Genomic DNA, 12,543 nt, shown 5'->3' with positions numbered 1-12,543 from the left:
GGCCACGTGACTGAGAACGCGCCCCGCAGGCGTCCCACCATCGAGGACGTCGCCCGCGAGTCCGGGGTGTCCCGCGGCACGGTCTCCCGGGTGCTGAACGGCGGTCACTGGGTGAGCCCCACAGCGCGTGAGGCCGTCGAGCGCGCCATCAAGAAGACCGGGTACCGCATCAACCCGCACGCGCGGAACCTCGCGACCGCCCGGGCGAACTCGATCGCGTTCCTGCTCACCGAGTCGCACGACCGGCTCTTCGAGGACCCGAACTTCGCCGTGCTCATGCGCGGGGCAGCCGACGCGCTCGCCGAACGCGACCTGCCGCTCGTGCTGCTCATGGCCGGCTCCGACGACGAGCAGCGGCGGGCGACCGAGTTCATCACCGCCGGACACGTCGACGGCGCACTGCTCGTCTCGTCGCACCTCGGCCGCGAGGGATTCCTGAAGTCGCTCGTCGACGCCGAAGTGCCCGTCGTCGCGTGCGGGGTGCCGCTCGGCTACGAGCGCCGCATCGGCTACGTCGCCGCTGACGACCTCGAGGGCGCCCGCGACATGGTGGCGTACCTGCGCGATTCGGGTCGGCGGCGCATCGCCACGATCAGCGGGCCGGTCGACACCTCGGGCGGCATCGGCCGGCTCGAGGGGTACCGGCTCGAGCTCGGCGACGCGTTCGACGGGCAGCTCGTCGCCGAGGGCGACTACTCGCGCGCGAGCGGGGCGCAGGCCATGACGGAGCTGCTCGAGCGCGTGCCCGATCTCGACGCCGTGTTCGTGGCGAACGATGTGATGGCCGCCGGCGCGGTCGAGGTGCTGCAGTCGCGCGGGCGCCGCGTGCCCGACGACGTCGCGGTCGCCGGGTTCGACGACGCGCCGATCGCGACGCGCGTCGAGCCCGCGCTCACGACGATGCGCCAGCCGTTCGAGCGCATCGCTCACGAGATGGTGCGGATGCTGCTCGACGTGATCGACGGCCGGCCGGCCGGGCGCATGACGCTGCCGACCGAGCTCGTGCGCCGCGAGTCGGCCTGAGCGTGCCGAAGAACGAGGAGTCGCCCTCGCACTGCATGCGGGCGCCGCGCAACCCCGTGCGGTGACGCTCCCCGCGAATTCGCCTGAACGCATCCGCACAGGAAACCGAGGAGGGCGAACATGAACGACACCACGGGCCGTGACGATCGAGAGCTTCCCGACGACCGGGACTTCGCCGACGATGCGAACGAACAACAGCGCCTGCGTGCTGAGCACGCCCGCGAGCTCGGAGTCGATCCGTTCTTCGACGGGGCGAACATCACCGAGAGCGACGGGCCCGATCTCGAGGCCGGCGACGACCTCGACACCGGTGGCGGGCATCGCACCCCGCGCGAGTGAGGCGACTGGCTAGTCCGGCGGGATGTTCTGGTTCAGCCGGAAGAGGTTGCCGGGGTCGTACTTGCGCTTGAGTGCCTTCAGCCGGTCGTACTTCTCCGGTCCGTAGGCCTGGCGGATGCGATCCTCGCCCTCCTCCATGAGGAAGTTCACGTAGACGCTCGTGTGGAACGGCTCGAGCGCCGACCAGAAGTCGCGCACCCATTCGCGTTCGGCATCGAAGCCCTCGGATGTCGCGGTCGCCGCGTTGATGTTGAAGGTGTGCCCGACGCCGCGCCCGTTGAAGGCGGTCTCGCCCTCGCCGACCCTCGCCACCGCCCCGCCCATCTGCCAGATGGGAAAGCTCGTCAGCGGCGACTGGATGCGCCTCGTGTGTTCGACGGTGATGTCGATGACCTCGTCGTTCAGTTCGGCGACGTCGCAGGAGCGGAAGTAGTACCAGCGGCCGGGTGGGAAGGAGGGGTCGAACATCGACTGGTGCTCGAGGAAGGGCTTCGGTTCGCAGAGGTCGAGCACCGGTGAGCCGAATCGCTTCATCGGGCGAACGATCCGCTCGCCCTCCTCGATGTCGCCGGTGTAGCAGCAGATCACGCCGACGATGAGCTCGCCGTGCAGCTCGGGCGGAACGTAGGGGAGTGGCGGCGCCTTGCGGTGCAGCACGATCGTCATGAGCTCGTCGGGCGCGTCGGCGATCCAGTCGCGGTAGAACCGCAGCACCTGCGGCGACTGCGCGATCGGCCAGAAGATCGGGCCTGCGACGACGGTCGGCCCGACCTCGCACAGGTTGAAGTCGAAGGCGGTGACGATGCCGAAGTTGCCCCCGCCGCCGCGCACACCCCAGAAGAGGTCGGCGTTCTCGTGCTCGTTCGCGACGACGCGCTCGCCCTCGGCGGTGATGAGGTCGACCGACGACAGCTGGTCGATGCTCAGGCCGTGCTTGCGCATGATCCATCCGATGCCGCCGCCGAGCGTCAGCCCGGCCACGCCGGTGTGCGTGACGATGCCGCTCGGCACCGCGAGGCCCTCGGGCTGCGTCGCCTGATCGACGTCGCCGAGCAGCGCACCCGCCTGCACGTGCACCCTGCGCGCCTCGGGATCGACGGTGACCGCCCGCATCGGTGCGAGATCGATGACGATGCCGTCGTCGCACACCGAGAGCCCGGGAAAGCTGTGGCCACCGCCGCGAACCGCCACGGGCAGCGCCGTGCGGCGGGCGAAGCGGAGCGCCGCACCGACGTCGTCGGCCCCGGTGCATCGTGCGATCACGGCGGGGCGCCGATCGATCGAGCCGTTCCAGACCCGGCGGTGCTCGTCGTAGGAGCCGTCCTCCGGCCGCACCAACTCGCCAGCGAACCCGGACTCCAGTTCGCTGAACGCGGCTGCATCGACCGCCACGGTCATTCCGCCAAGCTACTCCTCGGGTCTCACGCCCGCCAGCGGGAGTTGCGGCGGCCGTGCCCCTCGAGACGAGGCCACGAGACATCCGCTGACGGTCGCGATATCGTCGTCTCGCCCACCATCAGAAGGAGCCCTACGCCATGCCCGAACTCATCCTCTCCGGCAACGAACAGCAGACCGTGCCCGTCGTGATCTCGATCGCACAGGGCCTCGGCTACGAGGCCACGCAGCCGTCGCAGTCGAGCATCAAGCTCGAGCGCGGCAACCTGTCGAAGACCCTGCTGCTCGGGGCGATGGCGGGCAAGAACTTCCACATCTCGTTCACCTTCGACATCGGCGTCGACCAGCACGGCAACACCTGGCTGCGCTTCGACCAGGATGGCGCGCTCGGCGCCGTCAAGGGCGGCGCGATCGGCTACGCGAAGAGCAAGAACGCGTACGCCGATTTCGTGAACGCGATGCGCGCCGAGACGATGCAGCGCGGACTGCTGCTCGGCGAGCGGTAGCGCCCCGACGCACCTGAGGTCTCAGCAGACCGTGAGGCCTCAGGCGTGCGTCTCCGCCGCGTCCTCGTGGCGAGCGCTGCGCAGCGGCGACACCGCGACGACGAGGGCGGCGACGGTGAAGATGATCGCGGCGACCCCGAAGGTCGGCTGGTAGCCCAGGAACGTCGCGAGGAGCCCCGTCAGCAGGGCGCCGAGGAAGAAGACGACGCGATTGACCGTTCGGATGGTCGAGTTCATGCGGCCCTGGATCGCGTCGGGCGCCACGGCCTGTCGATAGCCGGTGTCGTTGGCATCCTCGATGCCCATCGAGAGGCCGAAGACGAACTGCGCCGCCGAGACGACGGGCAGGAGCACTCCGAGATCGGTCGAGGCGTCCACCGGCAGTACCGCAAGCGCGAGCCACGGCACGATGGCGAGCGCGCGGCCCAACAGGATCGCCCGCCCTGCGCCGAGTCGCATGCCGATGCGAGGCGCGAAGAGGGCCCCGAGAAAGCCGCCGACACCGCCGAAGGCGAGTGCGACGCCGAACGCCCCGGGCGCGAGGTCCAACTCCCGGAGGACGAAGACGGCGAACACGGTCGACACGATGCTGTTCGCGAGGAACCAGATGTGGATCGAGAGCGCGAGCGGGCGGAGGGTGCGGTGCCGATAGGTGTAGCGCAGTCCTTCGACGATGTCGTGCCCGATGTGACGCCCCCGAGGGCGGGGCTGCGGCGCTGCCTCCTGCACCGAGATGCGGGATTGGAGCACCGCCGAGACGGCGTTGATCACCGCGTCGAATGCGAAGAGGATCGGTGCACCGAGCAGGGTGAACAGGGCGCCGCCCAGCGCGGGCCCGGCCGTTCCCGCGACGGTCTCGCTCTGACCCAGCCGCGCGTTGGCCATCACGAGTGAGCCGCGCGGTACGAGGTTCGGGAGGAGCGGCTGGGCGGCGGAGTCCGCGAAGAGCGTCAGGATGCCGAGCGTCAGCATGACGGCGGCGAGCGACCAGAAGGTGAGCGCGTCGAGGAGGAGCAGCACGGGGATCGACCCGAGGACGATCGCTCGCCCGATGCTCGTGACGATCAACGTCCGTTGACGCCGCCACCGGTCCATGAGCGCACCGACAATCAGGCCGAGGAAGAGGTACGGCACCACGCCGAGCGCGCTCAGGATGCTGATCTCGATGGGTGTGGCGTTCAACACCGTCACGATCAGCACCTGGAAGGCGACGCCGGCGATCGCGCTCCCGAAGGCGCGGATCGTCGTGGCACTCCAGAACAGTGCGAAGGCGGGGACGCGGAGCACCTCGCGCGAGCGAGGCTCGGCATCGGTGCCGGTTCGAGTCACCTCTTCGCGCACCCGCTCAGTGTATGACCAGCCGCGATCGCGCCCGGGGACGGCGCAAGGCGGAGTGAGTTCTCCGGATTACTAGGTCATCTGACCCACTTCACGTATGCTCGCTCGCAACCCGGTTGAAATCCGCGCAAAGGAGCGCCCATGCCCAAGATCATGCACCGAGCCGCCGCGGGGTTCGCCCTCGCCACCGCGGCCGCCCTCGCCCTCGTTCCGGCGGCCGCAGCTGCCGCCGCGCCCACGACCACGGAGGCGAGCAGCAGCCGCAGTGCCACGAAGCCGGCCCCCGCGGCATCCGACGACGGAAGCACCATCACGACCGCCGACGGCCGCGTCTTCATCACCGACGACCAGGGCCGCGCGCTGCAACTTCGCGGTTACAACGCGGCGAAGTACGTGCACGACCGGCTGACGCCCGCCGACATCGAGTCCATGGCCGACCAGGGCTTCAACTTCCTGCGCCTCGTCGTGCAGTGGCAGTACTTCGAGCCCGAGCAGGGCGAGTACGACGAGGCGTACTTCGACTACGTCGACTCGGTGCTCGACGCGGCCGACCGCGAGGGCGTGCACGTCATGCTCGACATGCACCAAGACGTCTACGGGCCCGTGTTCGGCGCCTCCGGCGCTCCCGAGTGGGCGACCCGCACCGACGGGCTGCCGTTCGTCGACGACCCGGCCAACTGGTTCAACAACTACTTCCAGCCCGCGGTCATGCGCGCCTTCACGCACCTCTACGACGATGCCGACCTGCGTGCAGCGCAGCAGCAGCTGTGGGTCCGCGTCGCCGACCGCTTCGAGGGCCACGACAGCCTGCTCGGCTACGACCTGTTCAACGAGCCCTTCGGCGAGTTCTACGAGGACGAGGACTGGGTCACCGCCTCGGCGCGCATCGAGTCGACCAAGATCAGCGACATGTACGACCGGCTGATCGAATCGGTGCGTTCGGTCGACGACGAGTCGTGGATCTTCGTCGAGCCGACCGTGCTCGTCGGCTACGGGGTGCCCACGCAGCTGCGCACCTTCGACGACCCGAAGGTCGGCTACGCGCCGCACTTCTACAACACGGGCGTCGAAGAGGGCGGCGACTGGACCGGCGACGACTTCGTGGTGAACTACGAGGCGGCGATCTCGGCCTACCCGACCGCGAACGGCATGCCGATGATCGTCGGCGAGTGGGGCGTGCCCAACTCGCGCACGCCGGGCAACGCAGCCCTCGTCGCCGCACAGGTCGCGGCGATGGAGCGCTTCGCGAGCGGCTGGTCGATCTGGTACTACTGCCGCAGCGACGGCGGCGGCTACTGCGCGATGAACGCCGCGGGAGGAGCAGCACCCGGCAACGAGCCCGCGTTCGGCCCCTACGCACGAGCGATCGCCGGCATCCCCGGTTCGGAGCACTTCGATGCCGCGACCGGCGACTACACCGTGAGCTTCACGGCCGGCGCCGGCCCGACCGAGATCTGGGTGCCGGCGACGACCTACGCGCAGGCACCCGAGGTGTCGATCACGGGCGGCAAGGCGCACTACAACGCGAAGAAGCAGACCCTGCGCATCACGGCGAAGCCGGGCTCGAAGGTCACACTGACGCTCGAGAGGTGAGCCCGTGCTGACGCGTTGACGCGTTGAGACAGCACCCACGACTGCGGCGCCGGCTCGATCTTCGGATCGCCGGCGCCGCATCCTTTCGCGGCGACGACGGCTCAGCCGCGGCTCAGCCGAACTCGAGCACGCCCTCGGGATCGCGCACGGCGACGCGGGCGCTGCCGTCGGGAGCGCGGCCGACGAGTTCGGGCGCTGCCGCGAACACGCGCTTCGAGCCGTCGCCGACCCGGGTCACGCCCGTGAAGTCGAGCACGAGGCACGCGTCGTCGCTCACGAACGGGGCGAGCCGTGTCAGCACCTCTTCGGCTCCGGCGAACATGATCTCGCCGCGCAGCACCGCGACCGTGTCGACGCCCTCGCGCTCGAGCGACGCGATCGGTGAGAGCGGTGCGCCGTGGTGCTGCAGCATGTGCAGGCCGTGGCGCTCCGACAGCAGCTCGAGGGTCGCGACGCCGCGCACGCTGTTGCCGCGTTCGTCGAGGCGCGGACTGAACGTGCCGATGCCGAACTGGCCGGGCTGCACGGCCGCGATGCCGCCGCCGACCCCGCTCTTGGCCGGCAGCCCGACCCGCACGAGCCAGTCGCCAGAGGCGTCGTACATGCCGCAGCTCGTCATGACGGCGGTGGTCCAGCGAGCGGCGTTCTCGCTGACGACGCGTTCGTCGGTCACGGGGTTCACGCCGCCGGTGGCGAGGGTCGCCGCCATGATCGCGAGGTCTCGCGCGTTCACGGTGAGCGAGCACTGGCGGAAGTACGCGGTCGTCGCGACATCCGCCGTCGACCCGAGCGTGCCGGCCGAGCGCGTCAGGTAGGCGAGCGCGCGGTTGCGATCGCCGGTGGATGCCTCGGACGAGAAGACGTCGTCATCGAGCTGCAGCTCGCGGCCCGCGAACCGCTCGAGGCCCGCCCGCACGAGGTCGAACTTCTCGGCCGCCGTGTCGCCGCGCATGAGCGAGGTCGTCACGATCGCGCCGGCGTTGATCATCGGGTTCAACGGGCGGCCGGTCGACTCCTCGAGGCTGATCGCGTTGAACGGCTCGCCGCTCGGCTCGAGGCCGACGTGCTTCATGACCGCGTGAAGGCCGAGCGCGTCGACCGCGAGGGCGAACACGAACGGCTTCGAGACCGACTGGATCGTGAACTCAGCATCGGCGTCGCCGGACTCGTGCACGACCCCGTGAGTGCTGGCGAGCGCAGCGCCGAGCTGCTCGGGTTCGACGGTCGCGAGCTCGGGGATGTAGCTCGCGACCTCGCCGTCGGTGCGTTCTCTCACCGCCTCGAGCACGGAGTCGAGCGCGTGTCGTACCGGATCTCCCAGATCGGCGGTCATGGGGTCAGCATACGACCGGGGCGGGGCTGCGAGCGAGACCGCGGGCGGTGGGAACTGCGGATCGACTCGTCCTCCACAGGCGGTCGCTTCTGGCATTATTCACAGGCTGACCTGCGATTTCCAAGGCGAATCGAATGTCGGTGGGTGGCGGCAGTATGAAGGTGTGAACGGAATCGTCGAGGCGCTCGAGCAGGTGCGATCGTCGCTCCTCGACGTCATGGGGTTCGACGATCCCGCCGGGTGGTCCGATCAGGAGTTGCTCGCAGCGACGGCCGCGATCGAGGCGGTCGGCCGGGTGATCGACGCGCGGCGCGTCGCGTGCGCCGGCGAGGTCGGCGAGCGTTCACGGGTCGATCTGGGCGGTGAGCGGCTTTCGACTCGACGCGGATGCCGCTCCGCCGCCGAGCTCCTCGAGCGGGTCACGCAGGTGTCGGGCGCCGAGGCCCGTCGACGCATCGCGCTCGGTGCGGCCACTCGGAGCCGTCGAGGGTTGACCGGCGATCCTCTGGAGGCGCGTTATCCCGAGGTCGGGTCGGCGCTCGCCGAAGGAGAACTCGGCGCTGACGCCGCGTGCACGATCGTGCGCGAGCTCGACGGCACCCGACGGGTCGCCGATCCCGTCGACCTCCGCTCCGCGGAACACGAACTCGTGGCGGCGGCGCTCGCAACCGGAGATGACGCGCCGGTGCGCTGCTCCGCCGACGAGCTAAGGGTGCAAGCGCAGGCCTGGGCCGCATTCCTCGACCAAGACGGGCCCGAGCCCGACGACGAACGCGCCATGCGGCGGCGAGGCTTCCGGTTCGGCCGGGCTCGCGACGGGCTCGTCCCGGTCGGCGGCGAACTCCTGCCCGAAGTGGCGGCGGGGCTGCGTCGGCTGTTCGACGCGCACCTCGCGCCGCGATCGGGCGGCGGGTTCATGACCGCCGAAGAGCGCGCCGACATCGAACGCAACGGCGAGCAGCGCACCGCCGACCAGCAGCGCCACGACGTCGTTGCGGCGATCATCGCGACCGCCGCCCGATCGGGTGAGCATCCGACGATCGGCGGCGCGGCGCCCACCGTGCTCGTGAGCGTTCGCGCCGCCGATCTCGCCGCCGGGCGCGGTGTGGCGCACGCCGAGGGGGTCGAGATTCCGGTGTCGATGCGTGCGGCAAGGCAGCTGATCTGCACCGGCGGTACGCAGCAGGTCACCTTCGACGGTGTTGGCCGCGTGGTCGGGCTCGGCTCGCCTGAGCGCTGCTTCACACCGCACCAGCGCCGGGCGATCACGCTGCGCGATGGCGGGTGTCTGATCCCGGGGTGCAGCGTGCCGGCCGCGTGGTGCGAGATCCACCATGTCGTTCCCGACGTCGATGGCGGCCCGACGCACACTGACAACGGAGTGCTGCTCTGCTGGTTCCACCACCGCACGATCGAGACCTCGGGGTGGGGCATCCGCATGGTCGGCGGGGTTCCGCAGGTGCGCCCGCCCGCGTGGCTCGACCGGGGCGGCGGGTGGCGGCAGGTCACGAAGTCACCGACGAGACTGGCCGACCGAGTCGAGCGAAGATCTGCGGCCGTCGCGTGAATTCTGTTGCGGTCGCGTGACTGCGCCGATGCGTACCCGTGCACCGACTCAGTCGAGTATCGAACTCAGCCGCGCCATGTCTGCCATGCGAGAAGGTGACCCAAGTCCTCCGGCCATGAGACCCAGCGTGCCGAAGCCTGGATTACTACCCTCCTCACTCAGTAGTGACCGCATTGCCTGACGTGGGTCATTCAGTCGACTGATGAATGGCAGGCCTTGATTGCTCACAGCTGAAACGGCGTCATCAGCGATCTCGTCCAGGTTGCTGCCATCTTCGAGGACGTACCAAACATCAGGCCGGTCGCTGTGGTCCTGATGTCCGAAGGGATGGAAGTAGGGCTGTCGGATCGTCTTGCCGAGGCCTGCCCGGAACGTCAAGTGATAGTCACGAGGCCACTCGACCGGCTCCCCGTCCACGAGAGCAGGGTAGTAGACACCAACGTCGCAGCCGAAGGAGTACGTCGTGCAGCCGACGCCCTCAGCGGTGTAGGAATTCATCGACCGGAACGAAACCAGATCGACTGTGAGCTCAGTCCGGCGCCACGCATTGCGTCCTTGGAAACGATGAAATCCGAACTCGCGAAGGAACGGGCGGATGCGCTCGGAGAGCGCCCGGCCGACAGTACGCCCGTCAACGTGCATGACGGAGATTCTCACACGTGGCAGCCGCGTGTTCTGGCTTGCGGAGCGACCCGAAGAACGGCGCTATACGACCCCTCATCGGAACGGTGGAGGCTGAGGCAGCCACCCGGAGGCATCGTTGGAATGTCGTTGTGTGCCACCCCACGATGTGTTGCACAGCGCGCAGTGAAGGTACCCATCCTGTGATCGGATGTGCGCTTCGTAGTTCTCGCAAAGAGGACACTCAGCCACCTCGTACTCCTGACCGCGGTCGTCTCCAAGGATCGTCATGCGACCTCATTCTGCACCCTGGTTTGCGAATTCACCTTGGCTGGAGAAGGTGCCTCAGCGCGAGAGCGAGACCCCGAGCGTGGCCAGCACGCCGAACACGACACCCCAGAGCGCGATCGAGATGACCTGCCAGAAGATCACGGCGTTGCGGTTGGCGCCGAACGACACCATCGCTGCCGAGGTGAACTGGCTCGGCAGGATGGCCGGGCCGACGAGGCTCACCCCGGCGACGCCGTACTTGTCGAAGGCCCGGCGGATCTTCTCGCGACGTGGTGACTCGACGGGTTCCTCGCCGGTGCCGGTGCCGCCTCCGGTGCCGGCGGCGACCGCCTTGCCTGCGACGACCTTGCCGCGCACCCCGTGCGCCGTCATCACGAAGATCAGCATCGAGATCACGTTGCCGATGACGGCCACGCCGATCGCGAGGGCGGTCGGCAGCCCGATCAGCACGCCGATGACCGCCCCGAAGTACGAGTCGACGAACGGGATCGCCGCGACGAGCATCACCCCGAACCACTGGAGGAAGGAAGGGAGGGAGGTGGCGAAGTCCTGCAGGGCGTCGATCACGACGAGTCCTTTCGTAGGGGAGGTTGTTGGTTCAATCCTTCGCGGCCGAGCGAGACGGCGGCAGTGCCGCGGTGTCAGGTGATCCCGTGGGATTCCGCACGCCGGGGCATGACAAATGTCACTGGCCTAGGCTCGAACCCATGCCTGCCGAACCCGCCCGCAGTGTGCAGACGACGTGGCTGTACACGCTCGGGTCGATCGTCTTCTTCTTCGGGTTCCTCGACCTCGTGGTCGCACTGTCGATGCTCGAGGCGTACCTGCGCACCGACGACGTCGTGACCGCCGTGCTCGTCGTGCTGATGCTCGTCGCGTCGGCGACGCAGCTGCGCTACTGCTGGTTCCTTCGCGTCGGGCGCAGCGGCGGCCTGCCGAACCCGTGGTGGACTGCGGCCCTCGTGGTGCCTGCCGTCGCCGTCTGGGTGCTCGGCCTCTTCTCCCAGGCCGATGCCCTCGCGGCCGCGGTGCCACTCTGGGCGGCGGCGAGCCTCATCGCGTGCCTGCTGCCGAAGCCGCAGCGCCGGCTCGTGCTGCTCGTCGGGCTCCTCACGGTCATCGCGCACCCGATGCTCGCCACCGCAATGACGGGCGAGCCGTTCGTGTTCGGCCGCACCTCCGACACGTGGATGATCGCCATCTTCGCGGCGATGCTGCCGGTCATGCTGCTCTCGAGCATGTGGTGGTGGGAGGTCGTGGTGCAGCTCGATCGGCACCGTCGCACCGCCGCCGAGCTCGCGGTGACGCAGGAGCGGTTGCGGTTCGCCTCCGACCTGCACGACATCCAGGGCCACCACCTGCAGGTCATCTCGCTGAAGGCCGAGCTCGCCGAACGCCTGCTCGAGCTCGACCCGGCGGCGGCCCGTGAACTCGTGCACGAGACTCGACTGATCGCGAAGCGGGCCCTCGAAGAGACCCGCTCGCTCGTCGCCGGCTACCGGCATGTCGCGTTCGACGACGAGCTCGAGAACGCCCGCGAGGTGCTCACCGCATCGGGCGCCGAGTGCTCGCTGCGACTCGGCCCGCTGCCGGCCGACGCCCTCGCGCAGAGCGCGCTCGCGTCGGTCGTGCGCGAGGCGACGACCAACATCCTGCGACACAGCGAGGCGACGACGGTGACGATCGAACTGACGACGACGGGTGAGCGCACGGAGCTCGAGATCGTGAACGACGGCGTTCCGGTGACGGATGCCTCGGCTGCCGGTGCGGCCGTGTCGCGCGCGTCCGGCTCGGGGCTCGCCGGCCTGCGCGAGCGGCTCGCCGCCGTGGGCGGCACGATCGAGACGACGACGGATGCCTCGGGCACCCGCTTCGAACTGCGGGCCACGGTGCCCGTCGGGGCGCGGGTCGCAGCGTGAGCGGCGGCATCCGTCTGCTCATCGCCGACGACGAGCACCTGATCCGCGGCGCCCTCGTCGCCCTGCTGAACCTCGAGCCCGACATCGAGGTCGTCGCGAGCGCCGACAACGGCGTGACCGCCGTCGAGCAGGCCATCGCGACCGTGCCCGATGTGTGCCTGCTCGACCTCGAGATGCCGCACGCCGACGGGCTCGAGGCGGCCGTGCGCATCCTCGCCGAGGTGCCCACGCGCGTCGTGATCGTGACCCGGCACGCGCGCCCCGGTGTGCTGCGGCGGGCCCTGGCGTCGAAGGTCTCGGGCTTCGTGCCGAAGTCGACGCCGGCGGAAGACCTCGCGCACGTCATCCGCGACGTCGCCGCCGGTCGCCGCTACATCGACCCCGAGATCGCCGCGACCGCCCTCACGGCCGAGCGCTGCCCCCTCACCGACCGCGAGCTCGACGCGCTGCGATTCAGCCGCACGACGACGAGCGTGCAGCAGATCGCCGAGCGGTTGCACCTGGCGCAGGGCACCGTGCGCAACTACCTCTCGTCGGCGATGACGAAGCTCGACGCCTCGTCGCGGCACGAGGCCGCCGAGAAGGCATGGCAGCAGGGCTGGATCTGAGGAGGCGGGT

At 69.4% G+C, this 12,543-nt stretch carries 12 protein-coding genes; 7 read left to right on the top strand and 5 right to left on the bottom strand.

Annotation, left to right across the window (positions count from 1 at the left end; genetic code table 11):
• Nucleotides 1-6: 6 nt before the first annotated feature.
• Together BJY17_RS09575 and BJY17_RS09570 are read left to right on the top strand one after the other, a co-directional pair.
• On the top strand, nucleotides 7-1,023 hold the full coding sequence (locus tag BJY17_RS09575; RefSeq protein WP_322789797.1) for a LacI family DNA-binding transcriptional regulator: 1,017 nt from the start codon (nucleotides 7-9) through the stop codon (nucleotides 1,021-1,023).
• A gap of 120 nt (nucleotides 1,024-1,143) precedes the next feature.
• Nucleotides 1,144-1,362, top strand: coding sequence for a hypothetical protein (locus BJY17_RS09570; RefSeq protein WP_179551145.1), 219 nt, complete (start codon nucleotides 1,144-1,146; stop codon nucleotides 1,360-1,362).
• A 9-nt stretch (nucleotides 1,363-1,371) separates the two neighbouring features.
• Here the strand turns inward: BJY17_RS09570 and BJY17_RS09565 are convergent, their stop codons facing one another.
• Nucleotides 1,372-2,760 carry an FAD-binding oxidoreductase gene (locus BJY17_RS09565; RefSeq protein ID WP_179551144.1) on the bottom strand — a complete coding sequence of 463 codons (1,389 nt, stop codon included), beginning with the start codon at nucleotides 2,758-2,760 and terminating at the stop codon, nucleotides 1,372-1,374.
• A 137-nt stretch (nucleotides 2,761-2,897) separates the two neighbouring features.
• Between BJY17_RS09565 and BJY17_RS09560 the strand changes: the two genes are divergently transcribed.
• The gene (locus BJY17_RS09560) at nucleotides 2,898-3,263 is read left to right on the top strand and encodes a hypothetical protein (protein ID WP_179551143.1); all 366 of its coding nucleotides are present in this window, start codon (nucleotides 2,898-2,900) and stop codon (nucleotides 3,261-3,263) included.
• 39 nt (nucleotides 3,264-3,302) lie between these two features.
• On the opposite strand, the gene BJY17_RS09555 is transcribed toward BJY17_RS09560, so the two are convergent.
• Nucleotides 3,303-4,604, bottom strand: coding sequence for an MFS transporter (locus BJY17_RS09555; RefSeq protein ID WP_322789796.1), 1,302 nt, complete (start codon nucleotides 4,602-4,604; stop codon nucleotides 3,303-3,305).
• 138 nt (nucleotides 4,605-4,742) lie between these two features.
• Between BJY17_RS09555 and BJY17_RS09550 the strand changes: the two genes are divergently transcribed.
• On the top strand, nucleotides 4,743-6,194 hold the full coding sequence (locus BJY17_RS09550) for a cellulase family glycosylhydrolase (protein ID WP_179551142.1): 1,452 nt from the start codon (nucleotides 4,743-4,745) through the stop codon (nucleotides 6,192-6,194).
• Between the two features lie 112 nt (nucleotides 6,195-6,306).
• Here the strand turns inward: BJY17_RS09550 and glsA are convergent, their stop codons facing one another.
• A complete protein-coding gene (gene glsA / locus BJY17_RS09545; RefSeq protein WP_179551141.1) occupies nucleotides 6,307-7,527 on the bottom strand; it encodes a glutaminase A in 1,221 nt (406 codons plus the stop codon).
• A gap of 163 nt (nucleotides 7,528-7,690) precedes the next feature.
• Here glsA and BJY17_RS09540 point away from each other — a divergent pair, with 163 nt between their 5' ends.
• Nucleotides 7,691-9,094: an HNH endonuclease signature motif containing protein gene (locus tag BJY17_RS09540; protein ID WP_179551140.1), complete on the top strand. Its 1,404-nt coding sequence runs from the start codon at nucleotides 7,691-7,693 to the stop codon at nucleotides 9,092-9,094.
• A 48-nt stretch (nucleotides 9,095-9,142) separates the two neighbouring features.
• On the opposite strand, the gene BJY17_RS09535 is transcribed toward BJY17_RS09540, so the two are convergent.
• Both BJY17_RS09535 and BJY17_RS09530 read right to left on the bottom strand, forming a co-directional pair.
• A complete protein-coding gene (locus tag BJY17_RS09535; protein WP_179551139.1) occupies nucleotides 9,143-9,736 on the bottom strand; it encodes a DUF4304 domain-containing protein in 594 nt (197 codons plus the stop codon).
• 324 nt (nucleotides 9,737-10,060) lie between these two features.
• Nucleotides 10,061-10,573, bottom strand: coding sequence for a hypothetical protein (locus BJY17_RS09530; protein ID WP_179551138.1), 513 nt, complete (start codon nucleotides 10,571-10,573; stop codon nucleotides 10,061-10,063).
• Between the two features lie 140 nt (nucleotides 10,574-10,713).
• On the opposite strand from BJY17_RS09530, the gene BJY17_RS09525 reads away from it, so the two are divergent.
• Both BJY17_RS09525 and BJY17_RS09520 read left to right on the top strand, forming a co-directional pair.
• The gene (locus BJY17_RS09525) at nucleotides 10,714-11,925 is read left to right on the top strand and encodes a sensor histidine kinase (RefSeq protein ID WP_179551137.1); all 1,212 of its coding nucleotides are present in this window, start codon (nucleotides 10,714-10,716) and stop codon (nucleotides 11,923-11,925) included.
• Nucleotides 11,922-12,533, top strand: a complete 612-nt coding sequence (locus BJY17_RS09520; protein ID WP_179551136.1) for a response regulator transcription factor — start codon at nucleotides 11,922-11,924, stop codon at nucleotides 12,531-12,533. The genes BJY17_RS09525 and BJY17_RS09520 overlap by 4 nt, the downstream gene beginning before the upstream one ends.
• The last annotated feature ends 10 nt before the right edge of the window (nucleotides 12,534-12,543 follow it).

Source organism: Agromyces hippuratus (assembly GCF_013410355.1).
Lineage (GTDB): Bacteria > Actinomycetota > Actinomycetes > Actinomycetales > Microbacteriaceae > Agromyces > Agromyces hippuratus.
The sequence above is the reverse complement of the archived record's forward strand: the minus strand, read 5'-3'. Positions and strand labels throughout refer to the sequence as shown.